The 26,570-nt window shown below is 37.6% G+C and carries 20 protein-coding genes and 2 riboswitches; of the genes, 7 read left to right on the forward strand and 13 right to left on the reverse strand.

Features of this window, described 5'->3' with window-relative positions:
• The first annotated feature begins 23 nt into the window (after positions 1-23).
• Positions 24-1,778, forward strand: coding sequence for a thiamine pyrophosphate-binding protein (locus ACSYSF_RS08500; RefSeq protein ID WP_489867597.1), 1,755 nt, complete (start codon positions 24-26; stop codon positions 1,776-1,778).
• Between the two features lie 173 nt (positions 1,779-1,951).
• Here ACSYSF_RS08500 and ACSYSF_RS08505 read toward each other — a convergent pair whose 3' ends face one another.
• Positions 1,952-2,968: a restriction endonuclease gene (locus ACSYSF_RS08505; RefSeq protein WP_489867598.1), complete on the reverse strand. Its 1,017-nt coding sequence runs from the start codon at positions 2,966-2,968 to the stop codon at positions 1,952-1,954.
• 203 nt (positions 2,969-3,171) lie between these two features.
• Between ACSYSF_RS08505 and ACSYSF_RS08510 the strand changes: the two genes are divergently transcribed.
• The gene (locus ACSYSF_RS08510) at positions 3,172-4,101 is read left to right on the forward strand and encodes a site-specific integrase (protein ID WP_489867599.1); all 930 of its coding nucleotides are present in this window, start codon (positions 3,172-3,174) and stop codon (positions 4,099-4,101) included.
• 120 nt (positions 4,102-4,221) lie between these two features.
• Here ACSYSF_RS08510 and ACSYSF_RS08515 read toward each other — a convergent pair whose 3' ends face one another.
• Positions 4,222-4,767, reverse strand: coding sequence for a restriction endonuclease subunit S (locus tag ACSYSF_RS08515; RefSeq protein ID WP_489868264.1), 546 nt, complete (start codon positions 4,765-4,767; stop codon positions 4,222-4,224).
• Between ACSYSF_RS08515 and ACSYSF_RS08520 the strand changes: the two genes are divergently transcribed.
• A complete protein-coding gene (locus ACSYSF_RS08520; protein ID WP_489868265.1) occupies positions 4,766-5,245 on the forward strand; it encodes a restriction endonuclease subunit S in 480 nt (159 codons plus the stop codon). The genes ACSYSF_RS08515 and ACSYSF_RS08520 overlap by 2 nt on opposite strands.
• Before the next feature lie 147 nt (positions 5,246-5,392).
• Here ACSYSF_RS08520 and ACSYSF_RS08525 read toward each other — a convergent pair whose 3' ends face one another.
• From ACSYSF_RS08525 to ACSYSF_RS08565, 9 genes are all read right to left on the reverse strand, one after another.
• Positions 5,393-6,625: a restriction endonuclease subunit S gene (locus ACSYSF_RS08525; RefSeq protein ID WP_489867600.1), complete on the reverse strand. Its 1,233-nt coding sequence runs from the start codon at positions 6,623-6,625 to the stop codon at positions 5,393-5,395.
• Positions 6,625-8,178: a type I restriction-modification system subunit M gene (locus ACSYSF_RS08530; RefSeq protein WP_489867601.1), complete on the reverse strand. Its 1,554-nt coding sequence runs from the start codon at positions 8,176-8,178 to the stop codon at positions 6,625-6,627. The genes ACSYSF_RS08525 and ACSYSF_RS08530 overlap by 1 nt, the downstream gene beginning before the upstream one ends.
• 21 nt (positions 8,179-8,199) lie before the next feature.
• A complete protein-coding gene (locus tag ACSYSF_RS08535) occupies positions 8,200-11,061 on the reverse strand; it encodes a type I restriction endonuclease subunit R (RefSeq protein WP_489867602.1) in 2,862 nt (953 codons plus the stop codon).
• Positions 11,062-11,227: 166 nt separating this feature from the next.
• Entirely contained in the window at positions 11,228-12,451 is a 1,224-nt protein-coding gene (locus ACSYSF_RS08540) for a dicarboxylate/amino acid:cation symporter (RefSeq protein WP_489867603.1), read from the reverse strand.
• Between the two features lie 5 nt (positions 12,452-12,456).
• Entirely contained in the window at positions 12,457-13,647 is a 1,191-nt protein-coding gene (locus ACSYSF_RS08545; RefSeq protein WP_489867604.1) for a hydantoinase/carbamoylase family amidase, read from the reverse strand.
• Positions 13,648-13,661: 14 nt separating this feature from the next.
• On the reverse strand, positions 13,662-14,432 hold the full coding sequence (locus ACSYSF_RS08550) for a thiazole synthase (RefSeq protein WP_489867605.1): 771 nt from the start codon (positions 14,430-14,432) through the stop codon (positions 13,662-13,664).
• A gap of 13 nt (positions 14,433-14,445) precedes the next feature.
• A complete protein-coding gene (thiF, locus tag ACSYSF_RS08555; protein ID WP_489867606.1) occupies positions 14,446-15,096 on the reverse strand; it encodes a sulfur carrier protein ThiS adenylyltransferase ThiF in 651 nt (216 codons plus the stop codon).
• Between the two features lie 16 nt (positions 15,097-15,112).
• Positions 15,113-15,310 (reverse strand): sulfur carrier protein ThiS, encoded by a 198-nt coding sequence (gene thiS / locus ACSYSF_RS08560; RefSeq protein ID WP_489867607.1) that lies wholly within the window; start codon positions 15,308-15,310, stop codon positions 15,113-15,115.
• A gap of 42 nt (positions 15,311-15,352) precedes the next feature.
• Positions 15,353-15,441: riboswitch (TPP riboswitch) on the reverse strand.
• A gap of 95 nt (positions 15,442-15,536) precedes the next feature.
• Positions 15,537-15,627: riboswitch (TPP riboswitch) on the reverse strand.
• Between the two features lie 74 nt (positions 15,628-15,701).
• The gene (locus tag ACSYSF_RS08565) at positions 15,702-16,532 is read right to left on the reverse strand and encodes a DUF368 domain-containing protein (protein WP_489867608.1); all 831 of its coding nucleotides are present in this window, start codon (positions 16,530-16,532) and stop codon (positions 15,702-15,704) included.
• Positions 16,533-16,693: 161 nt separating this feature from the next.
• Here ACSYSF_RS08565 and ACSYSF_RS08570 point away from each other — a divergent pair, with 161 nt between their 5' ends.
• On the forward strand, positions 16,694-17,218 hold the full coding sequence (locus ACSYSF_RS08570; protein ID WP_489867609.1) for a GNAT family N-acetyltransferase: 525 nt from the start codon (positions 16,694-16,696) through the stop codon (positions 17,216-17,218).
• 204 nt (positions 17,219-17,422) lie between these two features.
• Positions 17,423-17,548: a putative holin-like toxin gene (locus ACSYSF_RS08575; protein WP_489867610.1), complete on the forward strand. Its 126-nt coding sequence runs from the start codon at positions 17,423-17,425 to the stop codon at positions 17,546-17,548.
• A gap of 217 nt (positions 17,549-17,765) precedes the next feature.
• On the opposite strand, the gene ACSYSF_RS08580 is transcribed toward ACSYSF_RS08575, so the two are convergent.
• On the reverse strand, positions 17,766-19,127 hold the full coding sequence (locus ACSYSF_RS08580) for an amino acid permease (protein WP_489867611.1): 1,362 nt from the start codon (positions 19,125-19,127) through the stop codon (positions 17,766-17,768).
• A gap of 300 nt (positions 19,128-19,427) precedes the next feature.
• On the reverse strand, positions 19,428-20,096 hold the full coding sequence (locus tag ACSYSF_RS08585) for a potassium channel family protein (RefSeq protein WP_489867612.1): 669 nt from the start codon (positions 20,094-20,096) through the stop codon (positions 19,428-19,430).
• Between the two features lie 197 nt (positions 20,097-20,293).
• Here ACSYSF_RS08585 and ACSYSF_RS08590 point away from each other — a divergent pair, with 197 nt between their 5' ends.
• Positions 20,294-25,768 carry an NEAT domain-containing protein gene (locus tag ACSYSF_RS08590; RefSeq protein ID WP_489867613.1) on the forward strand — a complete coding sequence of 1,825 codons (5,475 nt, stop codon included), beginning with the start codon at positions 20,294-20,296 and terminating at the stop codon, positions 25,766-25,768.
• A 4-nt stretch (positions 25,769-25,772) separates the two neighbouring features.
• On the forward strand, positions 25,773-26,567 hold the full coding sequence (locus ACSYSF_RS08595; protein WP_489867614.1) for an NEAT domain-containing protein: 795 nt from the start codon (positions 25,773-25,775) through the stop codon (positions 26,565-26,567).
• The last annotated feature ends 3 nt before the right edge of the window (positions 26,568-26,570 follow it).

Below are 26,570 nucleotides of genomic sequence, written 5' to 3' on the forward strand. Positions count from 1 at the left end.
AATATGAAAAGAGGTAGTTATTCATGGCAAATATGACAGCAGGACAAGCATTAGCCAAAGTTTTAGAGAAGTGGGACGTTGATCATGTTTACGGTATTACTGCCGACTCAATTAACAATATGGTTGATGGTTTATACCAAGAACGCAATAACATTAAATATATTCAAGTACGTCATGAAGAAATCGGGGCTTTGGCTGCATCAGCTGACTCAAAGTTAACTGGTACAATTGGAGTTGCTTTTGGATCAGCTGGTCCTGGTTCAGTTCATCTATTAAATGGTTTGTATGATGCAAAAATGGACCACGCGCCCGTTTTGGCATTAGTAGGTCAATCAGCCACTGGTGTAATGAATACGAACTTTTTCCAAGAAATGAATCAAGATCCAATCTTCGCTGACGTCGCAACTTTCCATAAGCAAGTCGTTAGCGCTGACCAAATTCCTAAAGTAGTGGATGAAGCTATTCGTTCAGCATATGCAACTCGTTCAGTTTCAGTCGTTATCTTGCCAGATGATTTATCAGGACAAGAAATTGACTACACTGACATGCAAACAAAGCCTTTGAAACAAAACCAATTAGATTTGGCAATCTCAGATGATGACGTTACCCAAGTTGCATCAGCAATTAAATCAGCTAAACGCCCAATCATGTGGTTAGGACAAGGAGCTCGTGGTGCTCGTGAAGCAGCTGTGGCTGTTGCAGAAAAATTCGGTATGCCAGTCTTATCAACCGCACCAGCAACCGATGTCTTCCCAACTAATCATCCTTATTACATGGGAGCTCAGGGTCGCCTAGGTACTAAATCAGCTTTTGAAGTGAGCCAAGCAAGTGATTTGATTCTATTTGTAGGTACCAACTATCCATTTGCTCGTTATATACCACAAGACAAAACATTTATTCAGGTCAACAACAATCTTGCTGATTTAGGTAAGCAATTTGATACCAGTATCACTGTTTTGGCAGATGCACATCGTTTCTTAGATGAGTTAGCAAAGACCAATTACCAAGCCGAAACAACACCATTCCTAGAGGCTGCTAAAAAAGACCGTGCTTTATGGTTAACTTGGTTAGATAAGTTAGCACAAGACGACAAAGTTGGTTTGCGTGCTGAAGGTGTCCTAAAGACCATTGCTGATAATGCAACTGATGATGCTGTCTTTGGTCTTGATGTTGGTAATAACACTGAATGGTCTATCCGCCAATTACCATTCAATAAGCAACAAAAGTTCACCATGTCTGCTTGGTACGGTACAATGGGCTTCGGTCTACCTGCCGGCCTTGCTGGTAAACTAAGCTTCCCTGACAGCCAAGTTTGGTCAATCTCAGGGGATGGTGGTTATGCAATGGTCATGCCTGATCTATTAACTGAGGTGAAATATAATTTGCCAGTTATTAATGTTGTTTTGGAAAACCGTTCATTTGGTTTCATCGCGCATGAAAAGATTCAAGCCAACCAAGCACCTTATGGTATCGATTTACTAGGTGCTAACTGGGGTGAAATCGCTAATAATATGGGTGCAATTGGCTTTACCGTTACCAATCTTGCAGAACTACATGATGCGATGACTCAAATCAATGAGCTACAAGCAAATGGCAATACCAAGCCAATCTTACTTGATGCTAAGATTCAAGACATTGACCCAATCGATACAAGCTTTATCCCACTAGAAACTAGTGTATTTGGTGATGAAATGGTCCAAAATTATCGTGACACTTATGATGCTTCAGCTGAAGATTTGCCAGCATTTAGCGATATTTTGAATGAATTTCTAGATTAACTTTCGAATTTATTGCCACATAAATAAAAACAAAAAATAAGCCACTCCGTAATTGTTAGACCTAATAGTCTAATAGTTTACGGAGTGGCTTTTTGTGTACGTGTACGTGTACGTGTACGTGTACGTGTACGTGTACGTCTGTATGATAAGACAGGGGCTATGTTAGTCAATAATTAGTCTTCTGCAAATAAATCATCATCTATTACTACAATTGTCTTTTCACGAACACCCATCTGATTTTCATATAACAAATCTATTAACTCATCACCATTAATTAGTGTAATCAAGTTAGCTCCTTGACGAGATCTTTCAATGGCATCTTTGGTATAAACTGATGTTGTCACAAAAATACCACGGTCAGCATTATGTCCACTGGTACTTCCAGCAAAATTACTAATATCTGGTCCAGTTACTTGGCCTTTATTAAATCGTTTTGTCTGCAAAACAACTTTATAAGTCAATAATTCTGGCGTTCTTAAATAACCAATACCATCAATGCCACTATCACCTGATTTAGGTGTTTGTTCCATTTTAATACCTATTTTACGCATCAAACTAACAATTAATTCTTCAAATTTATAAGGATTCATACGTTGCAATTTATCTAATAATTTTTCACGCCATACTTCACCTTCGTCAATATCTGTCACATAATCTTCACTCGTTATATCATTAGTTTCCTCAACAAGCGCTTCTTCTTTTGTAGAAAGTTCTTTTTTCTGTTTCTTTTTTGCTTTTGCTTCTTCCCAAATAGGTATAGATTTTGAATAAACATCATCCCAAATATCAAATGTTTCTAAGTTTATCTTGCGACCTTTTTCAGTCAATTCCCAAACACCGCGGCTAGGAGAATCTAATAAACCTGCGCGTTTTAAATTAGACATCGCAAATTGTTGATGAAGATTCAAAACATTGTATCCGGAATTTCCAGTCTCATCTCGATCTTCTTGTGTGTAATATTCATATTCACTCGCACGATCTTTAACTAATTTTGCTTTAGTTGGCCCACCAAATTCTTTTAAAGCTTGAATAATAGCCACGACTGAAATCTTTTCAATTTGAGACGAAGACGAATTACTATTAAATTGTGATAACCACGAACCTGGCATACCTACATTTTCAGGATTTATATGTCTATCTATACCAAATTTATGTGTCCAAAAATGCCCATGTTTATCATTATTTCCCATCACTGTACTCCATTAATTTAACGATTTATTTTGCACGTTCCCCATTATTAACAACTGATATATTTAAATATCTCAAAATTTCATGAATCTACAAGTAATTATACTCGCGATAATCTATTTAGTTGCTTTTTAATACAAATTTTCTAATTATAACAGTACCTTATGAATTACATCATAAGGAAAAATTTTTAGGAGGTGACATCATGTCACAAAGTAACACAATGCTTTTCCATGAGTACTACCACCAATGGATGACGCTTTATAAGGAAGGAGCCGTTCGACCAGTTACGTATGCCAAATACAAACAAACTTACAAACAGTTACGCAAATTAGTACCTAAATTACGATTATGTGATTTAACTCGCCAAATTTATCAAGAACTACTCAATCAATATGCTGAAACACATGAAAAACAAACCGTTTTAGATTTTCATCATCAAGTAAAATCAGGTATTTTAGATGCACTAGAAGAAGGGCTCTTAACAGTTGATCCAACTCGTAAAATTGTTATCAAAGGAACCATAACGCAAAATCATAAAATTAAATATCTAAATCAACAACAACTGACTAAACTATTAGCGCAATTAGATTTAGGGGATGAACTTTCCCTAGATTACTTCTTTTTACTTATTGCAAAAACAGGTTTACGTTTTAGCGAAGCACTCGGGGTTACACCAAATGACTTTGATTTATCTCGTTTAACATTATCAGTTAATAAAACCTGGGATTATAAGTCAGTAAAGGGGGGGTTCACACCTACTAAAAACACTGCTTCAGTTCGAAAAGTTCCTATTGATTGGCAAGTTGCCATGCAATTTGCACAACTTATTAAGGATTTACCTAAAACACAGCCAATTTTTGTAGTTCCCGGCAAAAAATTCTACAACGAAACCGCTAATGACAAATTATCACGTTACTGTAGAAAGGCGGGTATCCCTGAAATTAGCATCCACGGTTTGCGACATACACACGCCTCATTATTGCTTTACGCTGGTGTTTCAATCGGATCTGTCGCACAACGGCTTGGTCACTCAAATATGAACACAACGCAACGAACTTACTTACACGTTATTCAAGAATTAGAAAATGCTGACACCGACAAAATCATGCGCTACTTAACCACGTTAATGTAATTGCATGTAAAAAGTATTTATGAAGGCCATGTGGTTTTACACTTAACATGGCCTTTTATGCGATAATAACGCTTATATTAGGGGGGATCGCAGCGTAAAGGTAGTGTTTGTAGTTGATCACTACTTTGGGGGTGGGCGCTGGTTGACAGTAATTAGTTGATCAAGTGATCTAAAGAAATGACCTATTTTTTCTTGTTCTGTTTTAACAGGAACCTTTATTTCAATACTTTCAATGTCAGAAGCATTATATGAAGGTAAAGCTCCAATTTGGGCATATTTAGGTAAATTAATTGTTTCAAAAATTGTTTTACCAAACTCTATATTCCAACTGTCATTAAAAATATAAGCCATAGTATTATTGTCAATTAAAAAAGGATGATTAACCATACGCTTTCGATTAAGCATGATTGCAGCCCCTACTTTTGCAAAGATAACAGCTGGTACTGTATTAATTGGTTTCCACCTTTTTCGTAAAAGTTGTTCATTATTAACATAATTATTTGATCTTACCATTTCAATTTCGTTTCCAGTATTATTCATATCTGAAATCTTGTAAAATGGAATACCTTTATTCCCACCTTGTTCAACATCAGGAAATCCAACGCCCGATTGTGCTTGCCCCAACTCTTTTAACTGACGCTTTTCCCAAGTAAAAACAACAAAGATATTTCTTCAAAATGCATTAGTTTGGGAAAAGCGTAAATTTGACCAAATGATGTCGGTGAATAGTGGTAAGGACTATAAACACTTAGAAAAAGGAAACATTCCGGTTTATGGTACAGGTGGCTATATGCTAAGTGTTAATGCTGCCTTATCTCATGATGATGGTATAGGTATTGGAAGAAAGGGGACTATTAACAAACCATATGTTCTTTATGCTCCATATTGGACAGTGGATACACTATTCTATGCAGTACCCAATAAAGGCTACGATTTAAATTTTGTCTTTAAGCTGTTTCAACTAATAAATTGGGAAAAGTATGATGAATCAACAGGTGTACCTTCATTATCTAAAAAGACAATTAACCAGATCCAACAACTAGCTCCCAAACTTAATGAGCAAGTAAAAATAGGTAATCTTTTTTCCCTACTCGATAACCTCATAACTGTCAACCGGTATCATGGCCTTTTATCTACCCGCTAACTCAAAAAAGAAAATACGCTGTAAAAAAGGCTATCAAGATGCCCTGATAGCCTACACTCGCAAGATATTATAAATACATTTTTATATATTCATCTTTTCATAATTTATAAAGATAAGTTTTAAAATAACTACATATAATTAATATTATTAAACAAACATCTGTTGTAACAATGCTTTTTTCTTTTTTTGTAATAAATCTACTTTACGTTGGTTGACAGTTATTAATGAATCTATACATTCTAAAATTCGTGCAATTTTTTTCTGCTCTAATTTCTCAGGGAGTGGTATCGGCATTTGTATAAAGTCTTTATCTTTAATTGCAAAACGATCTGCTCTTGCACCCGTATCACCATTTAGCTTCATAAAACGATGCCACTTTGTACTTTCAAAATATTTTTCTAAATAAAGTTCATCAATATTATATGTTCGAAAAATGTAATATAGCGGAGACATCACGCCAGAACGTCCTAATCTATTTCTCTTAATAGGGCCAACTGGTGCGTAATTCGAAATACGTGGATTGTAAACAAAATCACCATTATGAACTACATAATATGTATTCAAATTTTTTTCATTAGAAATACTTTTATCAAAATAATCTTGTTGACTGACAATTCCATACTCAGCAGAGTTGGTAAATGTTTCAGAAAATAAATTTTCTGAGTTTTTCTCAATTACCTTATTTGAAACATCACCCAACCGACGCTTTTCCCAAACGTCAGTATATCCTTTGAATCTTAATTCAGGAATGATAGAACCATTTTTCGGAAATAATTTTTGCAAATAAGCTGATTTTTTCTTTCTCAGCAAATCTACTTTACGCTGGTTGACAGTAATCAGACTATCTAAGCTTAAAAAGAATTTTCCAATGTTAGTTTGTTCATGCTTTAAAGGTATAGGAACTTCAATATCCATCAATTTATTTTTAGAAATATTAAATCGAGAAATTCCTTGAGCAAGCAATATAATATCTTTTCTAACTTGTGGTGATCGAAGCATATATGCAAAATAATTTAAATCAAATTTTACTTTCAGGCGATAACCAAACGAAAAACTATTTAAGTAGATGTTTGGAATATCATATTTCCAAACACTTGACATTCCAACTTCTTGAGGTGTTTCTGATGACGTTGTAAAAAATATATCACCTTTTCTGACCTGATGTTGCTTATCATCAATTTCGATATTATCTGTCCCTGAAATAGACGCAATAGCGTTTTGATAAACATTCATGTATGTTATAAACTTCGCATCACCGTGACCAAAATCTTCTTTTTTCTTACCTGACAAACTTGTAAAAGTATCACCAATATCACCCAACCGACGCTTTTCCCAATCGTCCGTAAATCCCTTAAATCTTAGCTTTGGTTGCATCCCCATTATTCTTCACCCGTTTCTACTAGTTCTGCGACCATTGCGTCAAATTCAGCCGTCAATTTTTCAATTTCAGCATCCGTTTCAGCAAGCTCTTTATTTACAGCATCCAAATCAATTGGTTCTTCTTCTTCAAACGTATCGACATAGCGGGGAATGTTCAAATTAAAGTCATTCTCCACAATCTCATCACGAGTTGCAACGTGTGCATATTTGTCAACATCAACACGGTTATCATAAGTTGAAACAATCTTTTCTAATTGCACATCCGTCAAATTATTCTGGTTTTTACCTTTTTCAAATTCTGATGAAGCATCGATAAAGAAAATATCTTGATTAGTACGGTTCTTCTTAAATACCAACACAGTAGTTGGGATAGAGGTACCAAAGAACAAATTAGCTGGTAAACCAATTACAGCATCCAACACATTATCCTGTTCAATCATATAACGACGGATAACACCTTCAGCAGCGCCACGGAACAAAACACCATGTGGCAAAACAACAGCCATTGTACCTTCACTATTCAAGTGTGATAGCATGTGTTGCACAAAGGCAAAGTCAGCCTTAGATTTTGGTGCCGTTTTACCGTACTTACGGAAGCGTTCATCATCTAGTTTGCCTTCCGTATTCCACTTAGCAGAATAGGGTGGGTTGGCGACGACAGCATCGAATTGTTGACCAGCAAAATGATCATCTTCCAAAGTATCACCTTGTTGTACACTAAATTGATTATAACTAACACCATGCATTAATAGATTCATACGACCCAAATTATATGTCGTACGGTTTAATTCTTGTCCATAATAATTACCAACTGTCGTGTAATCACCAATACGAAGCAACAATGAACCAGAACCCATCGTTGGGTCATAGACACTTTGTAATTTATCGTGACCTTTAGCAACAATTTGGGCCAATAACTTTGAAACTTGTTGTGGTGTATAGAACTCACCAGCTTTTTTACCGGCATTGGCAGCAAATTGACCAATTAGATATTCATAGGCATCCCCAAGCACATCAATTTGAACTTCATCTTGACCCATGTTTAAGTCAGCTAAATTCAAAAGTACTTTTTGCATCAATGCGCTACGCTCAGCAACCGTATTACCCAAACGTGTCGAATTCAAATCCATATCATCAAACAAACCACGAAAATCTTCTTCAGAACTCTCACCAATTGTTGATGTTTGTACAGCATTAACAGCAGTTTGTAGCTTTTCAACATCAAAACTACCAGCTTGCGCATCAGCTACTAATGTCTCAAACAAGTATTCAGGTGCAATAAAGAAGCCCATAGCATTAGTAATATCATTGACTAAATCTTCACGGATTTCATCATCAGCATACGCTTCTGCAAATGTAATATCATCGTTGCGCAACAAACCTTTTACATACTCAGAAACGCCATCAGATAAAAATCGATAAAAGATTAATCCTAAAATATAATTTCTAAATTCACTGGCATCCATATTACCCCGCAAATCATTGGCAATTGCCCATAATTTACGTTGTAACTCAGCTTGTTGGGTTGCTTGAACTGTATGTGTATCTGACATAATTTTCTCTTTCTATAAATATTAAACTAATGTAAATCGTTTAATCGTTTCATTAATAAAATTCTTAATTCGCTTTTTTACTTTAATTTTTGCCTTAAAACCATAACCAGCGCTATTCAAATTCGTATTCATTTCACTTGCATCAGCTTGACCATAAAATTCTGTATCATCAATTTGTTTCTTGATGACATCTACTGGCAAATTAACATCCTCAGCAAAATCATTAACAGCTAATTCTCGACGATTTGCTAAGTATGCATTCAATGAATCACCGACACTATCACCTTGTTGCAGAGTAGGCACCATTTCGTCCAAAAAGGCAGCAATTAAATCAGCCTTTGACTTTAGATCATCAGTTGCCGCTTTGGTTAGCAGGTTCTTAATCTTTTTCACATCAGCTAGGCGACTGTCATCATCATCTAAGTTAATAGCCTTAATCAAATTAACAATGTATTGCACATCGATACGGTCTGTTGATAACAAATCAATTTGAAAATCAATATCATCCAAAATAGAAGTTTTCTCTTTTGGCGAAACGTCTACAAGTTGACGGTGAGCTTCCTGATACTTACCTTGGAATGATTCCAAATCTTGTTTACTAAAATCTGGTACATCGTCCCATTTAAAGTCGTCATATACACGAATCTGATTATGCGTCCGCATGACATCACGAAAAGCTAATACGAATTTACGTAAAGCTTCATCACCTTGATTGTATAGGGTATCAACATCTTGCGGTTGTGGTACTACCTTATGCAAGGCGTTAATATTACCATTAAATTCTTTTAGTAGTTCATCATACTTTTTAACATAGAAAGCTGATTCATCACCGGCAGAAAATAGGGTAATTGCAGCATCTGTCGCTGCCTTTAAATTACGATAGTTAACAATTGATCCAAATGATTTAGTATCTTTTTCAACACGATTCGTTCGTGAATATGCTTGGATTAGCCCATGCCATTCTAATTTTTTATCGTTATACAAAACTGATAAACGGGGTGAATCAAATCCTGTTAAAAACATCCCGACAACGATTAAAATATCAATGTTACTGTCACGATTGCGTGTATCATGACTCTTCATACGCTTAGAAATATCATTAAAGTAACCCTTAAAGTCTTCGGTACTAAAATTAGTCTGATAAGTCTGATTATAATCATCAATTACACGATCTAAACCATGCCGCGATGTATCATTTTGCTCACCTTGTCGTTCTTCATTAGTATCTTCATTTGCTGTCCAAGTAAAGACAGTCGTAACCTTTAAATCACTACCGCTAGCCTTAATTTTTTGTTGGAATAAGTCATAATAGCGTAGTGCAATTGTGGTATTGGGTACTGCAAAAAGCGCGTTATATGTGCGGTTTTTTGTTTTATTATCATGATTTAACATGATATGCTCAACAATGCCATTTAACCGTTCATCATTATTCAACACTTCTTGTTTATCTATACCAGCTACTTGTTCATCAGTAATACCATCTTTGCCTTGAATGGTACCCATTTGCTCAACATTAAAGCCAAGGACATTGTGGTCACGAATAGCATCTTTAATTAAGTAACGATGCAATTCTTCATCATACAAAGACTCGGTTGTTCGCTTATCTGGTCCAATATTCTGACTAAAAATAGGGGTACCAGTAAAACCAAAGTGTTGTGAATTAGTAAACCACTGATTAACATTCTTGCGCATTTCACCAAATTGACTACGGTGTGCTTCATCTTCCATAAAAATGACACGTTTATCGTGATAACCAGTCAATAAGCTTTTATATTTAGGATTTTTAACAGCACTATTCATCTTTTGAATCGTTGTGACAATTAGTGGATTATCATGCGACTGTAACTGTCTAACCAAATTGCCTGTATCTGTCGTTGTGTCCAATGCATTTTCGCCTGGAATTGATGACATATACGAATTAAAGTTCTTCGAGGTTTGAACATCCAAATCATTACGATCAATCATAAAGATAACTTTTTCAGCATCCGTATCACGCGCTAGTAATTGACTAGCTTTAAACGACGTAATCGTCTTTCCTGATCCGGTTGTATGCCACACAAAGCCGTTCTTATCAGGATGTTCTTGCGCTTGTTTCATAATCGCCTCAACTGCATAAATTTGGTACGGACGCATAATAATCATCCGTTCCTTAGCCGAATCAAAAATCGTATATTTAGCAATCAAACTATGCAACCGTTCTTTAGTAAAGAATGAGGCAGAAAAAGCATCAAGTTCATTTAGCCAATTGTTTTCTCTATCAGTCCAATAGAACATGAAATTAGCATTTAAATCACCATCGCCATTCGCAAAATAACGTGTTTCGCCACCATTAGAAATAACAAATAGCTGCACGAACCTAAACAATCCTTGCTGCATACTCTCACTTTTATAGCGGATTACTTGATTAAAAGCCTTCCTAAAATCAACATCACGACGCTTCAATTCAATTTGTACAAGGGGTAATCCATTAATAAGTACCGTCACATCATAACGGTTTTCATGTGTCCCATTAATTGTAATTTGATGGGCAACTTCATAACGATTGTTATCTACATGTAAGCCATCAAAAATTGTTAAATAAACCACTTCATCATTATCACGTTGAATACTAATTTTCCCCATTGGATTAGCATCTGAACCACGTAATTGTCGTGCAATTTGATAATGACTTTTGGCCCCAACTAATTCATTTAGTGCGCGTTTAAATTCAGAATCTGTTAACGGCTCATGATTTAAGTTATTGATGTTTTGTTCATTTAAAATTTGTCGAAAATGAGCTAATAAACTAGTTTCATCTGGTAGAACCACGGTTTTATAACCAAGGCCATTGAAACGACTCATTAGTTTATTTTCTAAATTTTGCTCTGACTCATAATCGTTCATAACGTTACCCCTCAAAAATGTGTAAACTCCTGTATTCAGTTTACTATATTTTCACAGCGTAAACCCTATTATTTGAAAATTTTCTACAAAATAACTTCACAAAAACAAAATCCCAACCAATAAAAAAACCTAGCCATCGCAATGACTAAGCTTTCTATCATACATTTCAATTTTCCATTGCTTCAACCTGATTCAACTTATCCTCATCAGCAGCGATCATAATCGCTGTTGTGGTATCACCAACCACGTTCAAAACGGTGCGGAAGATACCTGAGAACCAGTCAATACCAGCAAATAAAGCAATGCTTTCTAGTGGTAATCCTAGTGTTGGCACAATGATTGTCAACGCAACGATACCACCACCTGGTACCGCAACTGTTCCTAAACAAGCAACAATTGCTAATAGGACAATTTTTAACATCATCATAAACGAAAGGGATAGCCCATAAAATTGGGTCATCGTCACGCAGGCTAGTGCGAGGTACATGGCTAAACCGTTACTGTTTAGTGCCATCCCCAACGGTAACACCAGCTCGCTAATTTCTTTATTAACGCCCAGCCGTTCTTGTGCATCGTTCATTTCTACTGGTAATGACGCTGCTGAAGAAGTTGTGGTCATTGCAATTAATAAAATATTCGCGAACCCATGCATAACCGTGCGCAAAGACATGTGCGCTCGTATCATAATCATGCCAAATAATCCGATTAAAAATAAAAGAGTACCGATGCCGAATAATCCCAAGAATTTTACTAGGGGTAGTAAAACTTGTAAACCATTCTCGGCTGTAACAGCCGCCATTAAAGCGCCGATACCAAGTGGTGCGATACGTAACACAATTTGAATAACACCAATTAATAATTGATTTATTTGGTGCAAACCATTCAATATGCCATCATACTGTTGCTTATTGTTCGCTTTGCTCAATACGAAACCAAACAATAGCGCAAAAATAATTACCTGAATCACGTTACCTTTTGCGAGTGATTCAAAAATATTAACTGGGAAAAAGCCCAAAATCATATCGGTTGAAGAAGCTTTGTTTTTAGTGATTTCATCAGTCAGAGACGGGTCAAGCGTTAGATGCAAGCCAACACCAGGATGGAACCACCAACCTAGTAACAAACCGACTAAAGCCGCAAGCAACGTGGTGATTGTAAACCAAGCCACAATTTTAAAACCTAACCGACCTAAGCGTTTAATCGGTAACTTACCAATTGCTGCCGTGACCGTACAAAATACTAAAGGAATTACAGCCATTTGAATTAAGCGGAGAAAAATATTCCCAACAATTTTGATACCGGCAATCTTAGTACCAAAAACTGCGCCTAATATCAGACCAACCACCATACCAATAATAATTTGCGTTGTTAGATTCAATTTTGCCTTCATCTGCTTCACCATGTTTCATTTACTTGTTGCGATAAACTAGCTGCTAATACGTTAACACCCGTGTTCAAATCCGCTGGTTCGGTATATTCAGCCGGTGCATGACTAATACCTGCTTCACTCGGCACAAAAATCATCGTGGTTGGCACAACCGCGCTCATAATCTGGCTATCATGACCAGCACCTGAGAATAATGCTTGATAAGGAACATGCATCTCACTGACCAAATTCATATTGTGGGACAATAGGTCGGTAGATAGTGCAGTTGCTGGTACATGTAGGGTTGGCGTGATTGTTGCTGCTTGACATTGCTCAATACAAGCCATCATTTTAGTCACAAACTGGTCTAATTGTTCATCGGTATTTGCCCGACAATCAATCGTAAAAGTACAAGTTCCAGCCACAACATTACTAGTATTCGGCGTGACATGAATCTCACCAATCGTAAACGTCAAACCATCTGCTATTTCATCTGCCAATGCATAAAGTTGCGTCATTAACTTACTTGCCATGGCAACGGCATCTTGGCGCTGAGCCATCGGTGTCGTGCCAGCATGATTTGCCTGTCCATGTACGGTCACATCATATCGATTTTGGGCGACAATGCCTGTCACGAGACCGATTGTTTTATGACTTTGCGCAAGTCTGGGACCTTGTTCAATGTGTAATTCGGTAAAAGTTGCAGGTAGGTCAACCGACTGCTTTTGTACATTGGGTAGGCTTTGTAACTGGTTAACGGCTACTACTCTTGCATCATCAAATGAAATGCCTTGATCATCAAGTAATGTTGTTGTCTGCGTTGTACCTGTATAGTATTTTGAACCCGTAAAGGCCGCTGGAAAACAGCTGCCTTCTTCTTCACTAAATGAAATCAAGCGAACTGGTCTTTTGGGTATGTGGCCTTGTTGATACAACTGCTGGATTGCACAAAAGCCACCTAAAACACCATATAACCCGTCATAACGACCACCATGTCGCACGGTATCCATATGCGAACCAGTCGCGATAGGTTTTACATCTAGCTGTCCGGGAAAATCTAAATAAACATTGCCATAATCATCAACCGTTGCAGTAGCACCAGCTTGTTGACCAAGTTGGATTAACGATTGTTGATTGACCAACCAGGCTTTGTTATAAACCAACCTGTTTTGATCAGGTTCCTGCGTAAATTGTTGTATTAAATCTAATACTTGCACCATTTGAATAACCCGATTTACTTGCTGACACCTGAGACAGGAGATGAAGCAGCTGCTTTTTTATCTAACACACGTCCAGGGTGGGCTAGGTAACCTTTACGACCAGCTTCAACAGCCAACTTAAAGGCTTCAGACATCAATGGAATATCCTCAGCCGTTGCCATGGCCGTATTAGCCATCACGGCAGCAGCACCCATTTCCATTGCTTCAGCAGCTTGACTAGGACGGCCAATACCGGCATCGACAATAATTGGTAAATCAATTTCATCAATCAAAATTTGAATCAAATCCTTCGTCGTCAAACCTTTATTCGTACCAATTGGGGCACCCAAAGGCATGATGGCAGCAGCACCCGCTTCAACCATCTTGCGTGCTGCATTCAAATCAGGAAGCATGTAAGGTAGTACGATAAATCCTTCATCAGCCAATACCTTAGTTGCTTTGATTGTTTCTTCATTGTCTGGTAGTAAGTATTTTTTATCAGGCACAACTTCAAGCTTAATAAAATCACTGCCACTTAATTCACGCGCAATCCGGGCAGTACGAATAGCTTCTTCAGCATTTGTACTACCTGAAGTGTTCGGCAAAATCGTTACATCATCTGGAATGTAGTTAAGAATGTTTTCTTCACTAGTATTCGTACGACGAAGAGCCATCGTAATAATTTGCGCACCCGCATGGTGAATGGCTGAATCAATTAATTCATATGAATATTTACCAGATCCCAAAATGAATCGTGAACCAAAATGGTGGCCGCCAAGAATCAAATCATCATTATTTTCCATCATTATTAATAATCTCCTATTCTGATAAGACAGGCTGGTCTGTTAACAAACGTAAAATGGCATTAGCTTCATGACCTGCACAAACCATCACACGTGGTGCCATCAATCCTTCAGCACCAACACTTGAACCATCCCCACAAATATAAACATTCGCTAATTGTTGCTTCGTCTGCATCCCGTTTGTCACATGCAAACCGGCCATACCATTACCCATAACCAATGGCTTATCGGGATACAACTCCGTTACCCAATCCAATAACATCGCTTTAGCCATCGGATTATCAAAGGCCTCGCAGACAATATCACAATCACCAAATAACTCACCGATATTACCAGGCGTTACCTTGGTTTGGATTGTATCAATTTCGATAAATGGATTAAATTCCAATAGATTCTGCTTAAGTGCAGCCACTTTAGGCAACCCAATTTGACTCACTTTATATTGCTGCCGGTTTAAATTACTCATTTCAATCGTGTCAAAATCAATAATTGTCAAATGACCAACACCACTCCGTGCTAGCGCGATGGCAATATTTGAACCTAAGCCACCAGCACCGGCAATCGTAACCCGGGCATTTTGTAATTTCTCTGTAGTCCCAGCGACATTACGTTCTTTCATCCCCATAAAGAAATCTTCAACGTCGACGCCTTGAAACTTTGGTATCATTTTCTGTTCCTTTCTTCTAACCACCACCAACAAATGAAATCAATTCAACATGATCATTTTCAGCTAAAGTTTTCGTTGCTAATTCTGGGCGATGAATGATTTCACCGTTCAATTCCACAACAACGTTTTGTGTCATATCTGTTTTTATTGCGACTAGATCAGCTAGCGTTTTGCCAACCATATTATCTAGCGCCTTACCATTAACATTAATCATTAAAAAAGCCCTCCTTTCCGATACGAAAGAAGGGCTTTGACACACAGTCAAATATCGCACTTCCTTCGATCGCATTACCGACATCAGGTTCATGGGTAAATCTCAGCCTTACGGCACCCCAGACGATGATTATTAGATTTAGTTTTTGCCAATTGCTTTATGCAATCCGAATAAAATAAAAAGGGTAGTCTCTTTGTATACCCAAAAAGACTACCCATCAATTTCTATAAAATGGACTGTATCTTCCTGCGCAGGTTCTAACCAAATCAGGTTCCGTGGGTATATTCTCAGCCAAATTGGCACCCCAGATACGTTAATTTACTTAACTACTTAACAGTAGCACGTTTTTCTGATAAAAACAAACATTTTGTGTAAGCGATTTCACTTAAATCTAAGCTGGTTTAACCTTTTGTTCCAAATTACCCATCCACCAACCTAACCATGTTCCTAATGCTAGCAAGACGATTGAAAATAGGTAATGCCACATTGTAAAGTCACTATAATCAACCGGCACAATCATAACCGTTGAAGCCATCACGATACCGAAGATAATATGAAATAGCTTTGCATATGCTACTTTAAAAATATACGCCATCACTTTAGAACAAAGTAGGACAACGACTAATAAACCAACAATTAATGGTAGCAAAACTGATAAATCACCCGTTTTAATCCCATCACTCATTCCTTTATATAAGCCCAAGTAAATCAAAAAATTCGATGGACTCAATCCAGGTACTAGCAATCCCAAACCGATTAACGCACCAGCTAAAATCCACGCACCAATACTAGGTTCAATGGTTGAGAAAAGAGGTTGACCAAACCATAAAAATACAAGCATTAAAATACCGGCCAAAATCATCAAACCAATATCAGTTAACGATCGACCATGTTTTCCAGCTTCGTACCACAATGTCGGAATAGTTCCTAAAATAGCACCAATGAAAAACCAGCGTGCCACACTTTCAATTTCACCCAACATGAAACTGATAACAAAAGATAGTAGAAAAATGCCAATTACGGCACCGATTCCCACTGGTAAAAAGAATTTAACGTTAGCTTTAAAATTTTTAAATGGATTCGCCATGAACAAAATCAATCGTTCATATAATCCAAAGACAGCGGCTAAAGCCCCGCCACTAATACCCGGTAAAATAAAGCCTGATCCAATTAATGCGCCCTTAACAGCACGGAAGATAGTATCTCCTGGTCGTTTTTGCATTCACGAACTCCTCGTTTCATTTATCGTTCAATTAGTATTCTCATTATTATACCGAATCAAAGCTTATAATAGGTTAAAAAAGTGCTATTTATTAACTTATTTTTTTATGTGTTTTTGCTATAATTAAATACAAAATAAATACCGATAAGGGGGAAAGCTTTATGTCATTAACTTATACACGTTTAGCAAAACCAACTGACGTGGACGCTATTTTCCATATTATTCAACAAGCAGTCGCCTATTTAGGTAGCCAAAATTCACCACAATGGCAAGGAAGCGCTGAACCACAACGCGATGAATTTGTACATGATATTGAACAAGGCATTGTCTATGTTTTAATTCATAATCATGTTGTCGCTGGTGTCGGTAAATTAGTCCCCGGTCCTGAACAAGCTTATGAGGATATTGACGGTTCTTGGTTAGGCAATGAAAGTCAATATATGACCTTGCATCGTATCGCCATTGATGCTGATGTGCGTGGGCAAGGATTAGCGCATCATTTAATTCATGATTTAGTGTTGCTTTCATTAGATCACGGTTATCGTGACATCCGAATTGATACCCATGAAATTAACCAGGGGATGCAGAAAACCGTCAAAAAAGCCGGCTTTGAATATCGTGGTCATGTCTTAATGCCAGTCCCAAATGGGGATCGTTTAGCCTTTCAACTATTGTTGACAGATTAATGTTTTCAGCGTGTGACAGCAACCCAAATCTGGTGCGTAATGTCGACGAAACGTTACGTTAACCTGCTGTTAACATTTGTTTTATAGAACCGGTCACCTGTTCTAGGCTATAATGTCATCAGTAGAAAAGTTGAGACGGTAGCTATTTCCAGTAAGAAGGAGGTGGTGTTTATGGTGTAAAAACTATACCTAACCCAAATCCTAATGAGAGGAGTAGTCATAAAGGTGTCTTTTTTTGAGATTCTACACCTAATGATTGGTTTTGGTACGCTTATCGTGACCTTAATCTCATTAGTTGTTGAATTGATAAAATTAAGCCAAAAAAAATAACCGTCTTAGCTTAGGCAGAGCTAACGGTTATTTAAACATAATCTGCTATCGTTTTAAACGATTCTACTAAAGAAGTCTTGTGCAAACAAGGCTTCTTTTATTTATAAGCATATTATAACATTTTTAGAGGATAGCGCTACTGTTTGGTGTGGGCTATTTGGTTTCTCCCCATTAAAAAAAGGCCAAAACAATTTTTGTTTCAGTCTCATGTAATCTTTTAATTATTCGTTTCTTTGCGTTTTGACCATAAACTATAACCACCAACAAGGATAATAAAGAATACAATCGTCAAAATAACTGACCAGCGCGTTGATGGATCAACAGTCAAAATAACCAAGACACCTACAAAGAATAAAATAGTGGCATAACTTGTCATCGGGAACCATGGCATTTTATATGGATTCATTTTTGAACTAGTCGTTTGCTTGTATTTAATATGTGCAACCATAATCAAAATCCAAACAAAAATAAAACTCATGGTTGCGATACTAGTAATCATGGTGAAAATTTTTGAAGGGAAGAAGTAGTTCAACAAAACAACCACCAAGAAAACAACGGCTGACGCCAACATTCCTGTCACCGGCACCATGTTTTTTGATACCTTCGCCAAAGAATGAGGCGCTTGTTTATTTTTAGCCAACACATACAACGTACGTGACGTTGAAAAAATTGCTGAATTGGCTGCTGATAATGCTGCTGTTAACACCACAAAGTTAATCAACGTGGCCGCAAATTTAATACCCATTCCCGCAAACACCTGCACAAATGGTGATTGCGTCGTATCGATTTGATTCCATGGATAAACTGACATAATAATACCGATTGCACCCACGTAAAACAATCCAATTCTAATTGGTACTGAATTAATCGCTTTCGGCAAGTCACGTTCTGGCTTTTCAGTTTCACCAGCTGTTAAGCCAACCATTTCAATACCCGTAAAAGCAAAGATAACCATTGGAAAGGCCATGATAAAGCCATTCCAACCAGTCGCGAAGAAGCCACCATGTGAAACCAAATTTGAAAAACTGGCTGTATTACCTTCACTATGGAAGCCCGTTAAAATCAAACAAATTCCGACTACAATTAAAGCAATAATCGCAAATACTTTAATAGAAGCAAACCATGATTCTAACTCACCGAACCATTTCACATTAATTAAATTAAACGTTACCAACACGATAATCACAATTAATGGTGTCACCCATTGTGGTAGGCTTGGGAACCAATAACGTAAATAAATACCACTTGCTGTTAAGTCCGCCATTGCTAAACTTGACCAACTTAACCAGTACGCCCAGCCAATCGCAAACTCCCATTTATTACCCAAATAAATTCGGACAAAATCAATAAATGAGCGCACCTTTGTATTCGATAAAAGTAACTCACCAACAGCCCGCATCATCAAATAGGCAAATAAACCGGTAATGGCATACGCCAAAATCAGAGCTGGACCAGCAGCTTTAATTGCTGAACCAGATCCTAAAAAGAGACCCGTTCCAATCGCACCACCGATGGCAATCATCTGGACATGGCGCGCCTTAAGACCACGTGATAATTCACGTTCCGCATCGTTACTCATAATATATACCTCGTTGCATGAGGATAAAAAAATGTCCCCATGCCAAATTAAATTTGACATAGGGACGTTTGATAACGCGGTTCCACCCTAATTCTTAGTCAATGACTAAGCCACTTAATTACAGGTAATTTTAATCTCTCCAAAAGCGCCATTACTAGTTCACCATCATTTGCTTTCATCAACTACAAACTTTCTATTGTCCGGTGTGTCACTAGCAACCTCTTTCTTCATTGAGATTGGAATTAGTAGGTTAAATATAAAATGTTTTATTTTATTAGTCAAGCAAAATTTTAAAATGCGCTATTTAACTTTAGCAACTAGTGATTCAAAGTGTTTGACATCTTTAGTTTCGCCAACAACAGTTAACACATCCCCAACTTGAATCACTTCATTTGGTTCCGGTGTAATCACCACTCGATCTTCAGAACGAATCGAAATAATCGTTAAGCCGTAATTTTTACGAATATCTAATTCATCAATTTCTTTATTTGCGAAACGCAAATTAGCGATTTTAATTTCACCCAATGAGTGTTTATCACCTAAATCAATAAAATTAAGTAGGTTAGGAGTCATCAATTGTTCAGCCAAACGTGATGCCATTTCACTTTCTGGTCGGACAACTTGATCAGCACCAACTTTGTCTAACACACGCGCGTGTAGATTATTTTCAGCTTTAGCGACAACATGACGCACACCTAAATCTTTCAATAAAATAGTTGTCAAAATTGAAGCTTGTTGATTATGACCAATGGCAACAACCACATGATCAAAACTTGATAAATCCAAATCACGTAGCGCATCTTCATCCTGTGCATCCGCAATTACTGCATGGGTCGCAATATCCATGTAGCTTTCAACCAAATTTGGATCTTTATCAATAACCAAAACTTCTTGATTAGCATCAATTAATGACTCTAAAAGTGAGCTACCAAAACGACCTAAACCAACAATTGCATAAGTTTGTTTCATATCCTTACCTCTTAATTTTTCTTCTATTTATTTTATCACTTATTGCAATAATATTATGTTAATAACTGTTGCTTGATAAACCTAAAAATAAGCTTTAAAATAGGGGTTATGTTCAATTGTGAACATTCTTTGAATTTTTAAAGAATTCCTACAATTCGGACAGAAAAAACACATTTCGAAGGGATTAAGGAACTATTATGAGTACTTTTTCACGAACTGCAACCTTGTTTTCTGCAGTTGCTCTGGGAAGTATGCTAACAACTACAACAGTATCTAGTATTAATACTGTCGTAGATGCTGCTGAAACAACCCAAACAGCTTCTCAAAGGCAAGATTATAAGTTGCAGATTCTTCAAGGAGATAAGGATGCAACATCAACAGCATCACAATTCTACTTGAATACTATTTCACTAGAAAAGCTAGCTAATGGTGATTACTATGCTTATCTAACATCACACACTCCTGTTAACTTAGGAGATGAACCAATTTCTAGTAACGATTCTCAACATCATGTAACTAAGATGGGAAAGACCGAAAAGAATGGTTACAACGAAACTGTCTACCGCATGACTTTGAAGGCTGACGAATTAGCAAGTGGACAACCTATTAAAACACAAATCCACGTGAACATTCCGATGATGAGTTATGTACATGACTACACCATTCGTTTAGCTGTCCAAGGATTTAAGCCAGCTCCAGCTGAAAGCTCAAGTGCTGCTAGTTCATCAGTTGCACCAAGTTCAAGCAGTGCTGCTAGCACAACTTCTCAAGCACCATCAAGCAGTGTTGCGCAAAGTTCAGCTAGCTCATCAACTTCATCAGTTGCTTCATCGAAGGAGAGCCAACCAACTAGTGTTGCACCATCAACATCTAAATCATCATCAGTTAGCAGCTCACAAAAAGCTACTAGTGATACCACAGTTTCAACTGTTGATAAGTCAAAAACTGGTGACAGTAAAGTAGCTGATGATAGCAATAAGAAAGCCGTTGCTGGTAAAGAAGTTAAATTAACTGCTGACCAGGGGATGGACAAATTCTTAAAGCCAACAGCTCGTATCAACGTTAAAGGTGACAAGACTGACGTAACACTAAGTCTAAGCAGCGACCAAATGGCTGGTATGATTCCATACATTATCTTAGATGGTCAAAAGAAGTCAGTTACTGGTCAAGATACAACCTTTACAATTCCAACTAAGGATTTGCAGGCTAATAAAGACGGCCAAGTGACCTTAAAGTCTACAACTCATGTTGACGCTCTTGGTCATGTCGCAGACTATCCATCTAATCTAACATTTAACGTTGGTAACTTAACCGCAAAGCAAGACATATTTAAGACTGGTAACTATCAAATCAATGTTAGCCCAGACAACCACATGGACAAATTCTTCGCACCAAAGTTCAACGTTAAGATTGGTGATCAAACTAGTGTTGTAACGGTCACATATGGTGTTCCTAGCTTGATGTCGATGATTCCAAGTGTCACTTTTGATGGTCAAACCAAGGACACGAATGGTAAAACATCAGTTGATTTTACTATTCCAACTAAGGACTTGACACCAAATAAAGATGGCAAGGTTACTATTGCATCAAACACTAGTGTACCTATGAGTCCACACAAGAGTTATGATTCAAACATTACCTTTGATATGAACCAAGCACTTAAACAGCCAGCTAGTTCATCGTCAGATACATCAACTAAACCTGATAAAGACATCTTGCAAGACGGCACTTATTCAATTAATTATAATGTCTACAAAACAGGTACAACTGATGATTCAACGATGGCTAACTATATGACTGAGTCAGCTAAAGTTAGCGTGAAAGATGGTCAGGCAACCATTGATTTCCCAACTAAGAATGACGCGATGTCGATGATGAAGAAATTCTCTGTCAACGGCGTCAAAGCTCAAGCTAAAGGGGATTCATGGGTTGTTACGTTACCAGCTAAAGATCTAGCTAAGACAATGAAGTCTGAAATAACTATCTTTGTTGAAGCAATCAACTTTACTGAAACGCCTTCTGCTGATATTTCCTTTGACATGAAGAGTGCCAAAAAGATTGGCGATGGTAGTTCAGAAAGTTCTTCTTCAAGTCAAGCAAGTTCTTCATCTGCAACTAAGCCTAGTCAAAGTTCTTCTAGCGCTGCCTCTGAATCAAAGCCAACACCAGCTAAGCCTGATATTCAAAAAGATGGTAAGTATGCTATTAACTACAAGGTCTACAAGTCAGGTACCACTGAAGATTCTGTAATGGCTAATTACATGACTGATTCAGCTAAGGTTACAGTCAAGGATGGAAAGGCAACTATCGACTTTGCAACTAAGAGTAATGCCATGTCAATGATGAAGCAATTCTCCGTTAATGGTACTGATGCCAAAGCCAAGGGTGATTCATGGGTTGTTACGTTACCAGCTAAAGACCTAGCTAAGACGCTAAAAGCTAACATGACAATCTTTGTTGAAGCAATTAACTTCACTGAAACGCCTTCTGCTGATATTTCATTTGATATGAAGAGTATCAAGGATATTAGTAATGACGGTGCTGGATCTTCATCATCAAGTGAAGCAAGTTCTTCTAGCGCTGCTTCTGAATCAAAGCCTAGCCAAAGTTCTTCTAGTGCTGCTTCTGAATCAAAGCCTAACCAGAGTTCTTCTAGTGCTTCATCTGAATCAAAGCCTAACCAGAGTTCTTCTAGTGCTGCTTCTGAATCAAAGCCTAGCCAGAGTTCTTCTAGCGCTGCTTCTGAATCAAAGCCTAGCCAGAGTTCTTCTAGCGCTGCTTCTGAATCAAAGCCTAGTCAAAGTTCTTCTAGTGCTTCATCTGAATCAAAGCCTAGTCAAACAAGCTCTTCTAGTGTTACAACTCCAAGCAACCCAACACCAGCTAAGCCTGATATTCAAAAAGACGGTAAATATGCTATTAACTACAAGGTCTACAAGTCAGGTACCACTGAAGATTCTGTAATGGCTAATTACATGACTGATTCAGCTAAGGTTACAGTCAAGGATGGCAAAGCAACTATCGACTTTGCAACCAAGAATAAAGCCATGTCAATGATGAAGCAATTCTCAGTTAATGGTGTTGATGCCAAGGTCAAGGGTGATTCATGGGTTGTTACGTTACCAGCTAAAGACTTAATGAAGACGCTAAAAGCTGACATGACAATTTATGTTGCACAAATGGGCTTCACTGAAAAGCCATCTGCTGATATTTCATTTGATATGAAGAGTATCAAGGATATTAGTAATGACGGTGCTGGATCTTCATCATCAAGTGAAGCAAGTTCTTCTAGCGCTGCCTCTGAATCTAAGCCTAGCCAGAGTTCTTCTAGTGCTGCTTCTGAATCTAAGCCTAGCCAAAGTTCTTCTAACGCTGCTTCTGAATCAAAGCCTAGTCAAAGTTCTTCTAGTGCTTCATCTGAATCAAAGCCTAGTCAAACAAGCTCTTCTAGTGTTACAACTCCAAGCAACCCAACACCAGCTAAGCCTGATATTCAAAAAGACGGTAAATATTCAATTAATTACAAAGTCTACCAAACAGGTACCACTGAAGAATCAGTAATGGCTAACTACATGACTGATTCAGCTAAGGTTACGGTCAAGGATGGCAAGGCAACTATCGACTTTGCAACCAAGAATAAAGCCATGTCAATGATGCAGAAATTCTCAGTTAATGGTGTTGATGCCAAGGTCAAAGGCGATTCATGGGTTGTTACATTACCAGCTAAAGACTTAATGAAGACGCTAAAAGCTGACATGACAATTTATGTTGCACAAATGGGCTTCACTGAAAAGCCATCTGCTGATATCTCATTTGACATGAAGAGTATCAAGGATATTAGTAATGACAGTGCTGGATCTTCATCATCAAGTGAAGCAAGTTCTTCTAGCGCTGCTTCTGAGTCAAAACCTAGCCAGAGTTCTTCCAGCGCTGCTTCTGAGTCTAAGACTGATGAGCCAAGCAAACCTAATGACAACAACACTAAGCCTGGTAAGCTAACTGACCGCTTTGAAAACGGTACTTACAATGTTAACTACCATGTTTACAAGTCTGGTACAAAGACTAACTCAGCTATGGCTAATTACATGACTGATTCAGCCAAAGTTACCATAAAGGATGGTAAGGCAACCATCAACTTTGCAACTAAGAATGATGCCATGTCAATGATGAAGCAATTTTCTGTCAACGGTGTCAAAGCTCAAGCTAAAGGGGATTCTTGGATTGTTACTTTACCAGCTAAAGATTTAGTTAAGACCGTAAAGTCTGAAATGTCTATTTTTGTTGAGGCAATCAACTTTACTGAAAATCCTACGGCTGATATCGTCTTTGACATTGCTAAGAGTAATTCATCAAAGCCTAGTGATAATAGTACTAAGCCTGATGAGCCAAGCAAGCCTAGTGATAATAGCACTGATCCTGATGAGCCAAGCAAGCCTAATGACAACAACACTAAGCCTGATGCTTATTCTGAAAATAAAAAGCTAAGCCTTTCTGAGAATGGTATTTACAGTATCAATTACCGTGTTTACAAGACAGGTACGCACACAACTTCAACAATGCAACAATATATGACGGCTTCAGCAAATATTTTGGTTAAAAATAAGCAAGCTACAATTAAATTTGCAACACAAAAAGATGCAATGTCATTAATGAAGACTTTCTCTGTTAATGGCGTTACTGCTCATAAAAATGGCAATGCTTGGCAAGTAACATTACCAGTATCTTCACTTCGTCAAACATTAAAAGCACATATGACAATCTTTGTGCCATCAATCAATTTCACGGAGCATCCAGATGCTGACATTATCTTTGACTTAAGTAGCCTTAAGAAGTCTAATGCTAATAATAGTTCTTTTATACCAACTAAAGCAGACAATAATGCAGCATCTGGTACCAATGAAGTATCTGCATTGCCAACTGGTTACCAAAATGCCATTAAAAATACTGTTATGCATCAATTGACGATTTTGCAAGGAAATAGCAACAGCACATCAGTTGCTGCACAATACTTCCTACCTACTATTCAATTGCGTCACAACAAGAATGGTTCATACACAGGATTTATTACCACGCATACACCAACGATGATGGGCAACAGTCCAATTACATTTTTGGACGGTCGTCACCAAGTTAAGCGTATGAGTACTGTTAAGACTGGTAATTACTATCAAACTACTTATCAGATGCAATTCTCAGCAAATGAAATTAAGTCACCAATTGCAACACAAATTCACGTTAAATTTACGTCTCCACTTCCATACGATCATGTTTACACAATTCGTTTGGTAATTGGACGTACTTTGAATAGTGCTAGTGAAGCAACACAACCAGCAACTGGTTTGCCAAGCATGTCTGATTCAATGATGACAAGCCCAGTTGGTGCTGATGTTTCACGTGGAACATTTAACACTGGATTTGATTCTGGTTTCACAGGCAACACATCAACAATGCCTTTGGCTAATCCAAATACTGATAACCAAAAGCCTAATACCGATAAAAAGGCTGATAAGAAATCAACCAATGATACACAAGTTACTAAAAACGCTAGTGCCGATTCACAAAAAGGCGATACAACGAAACGTAACATTTTGATTGTTGCCGGTGGTGTTATAGCTGCAGCATTAGGTTATGTTGTAGTTGCTCTTTTGACAAATTTCATTAAGATGAGGTAGGCAAATGCTTAATAATAAATATCTTCGTGCTTTGGTTGGTTTATGTACGCTGGTACTTTGCATGTTTGGTATGCAAACGGCAGTACATGCGGAGTCTTATACAGTGCCATTACAAGTACTTGAAAATGGTACTTCTAATACTTCTTATGCCGCTGCATACTTTGCGCATTCCGCAACGGTAACGCCAAATGGTAATAATTCTTATACCGTAACTTCAACTGTTACAACTGGTAAGGATTTGGGTAATTATCCTGTGCAAGTGCTAAATATTGATGGTGCGGGTGCTAATGTTTCTCGTAGTGAATCTGGTAATTCACAAACCATTACGTACAGCTTTACCACATCAAATCTATCTGCACGTCACAATGCAGCAATTAAAGTTGATGTGAACAGCATTAATTACCATCACAACTATATTGTTGGTTTGATGTTAGATGCTTCTAAAGTGCCAGCACAAAAAGATGCTGCTAGTTCATCTAGCCAGTCTCAAAACCAATCAAGCCAAGCTAGTCAACAAAGCAATACTGCAAACAGCAGCTCTTCAGAAACAAATACTGTAAGCAGTTCAAGCGCATCAGTTGCTAGTCAAGCTTCACAAAGTTCTGAAACTGCAGCTAGTGACCAAGATAATGAAGCATCATCTTCTAAGAAGACAACTTCACAAAAGAAAAATAAAACGCAAGTTTCTGAAGAAAGTCATAAAGATCAAAACAAGCAACTTCCAGTTGCCGCTATTCTAGGTGGTGGGTTGGCATTAGGTGTCATTCTTGGTCTTGTCTTCAATCTAAAGAAGAAGTAATCG

Source organism: Weissella sp. ESL1139, assembly GCF_058506735.1.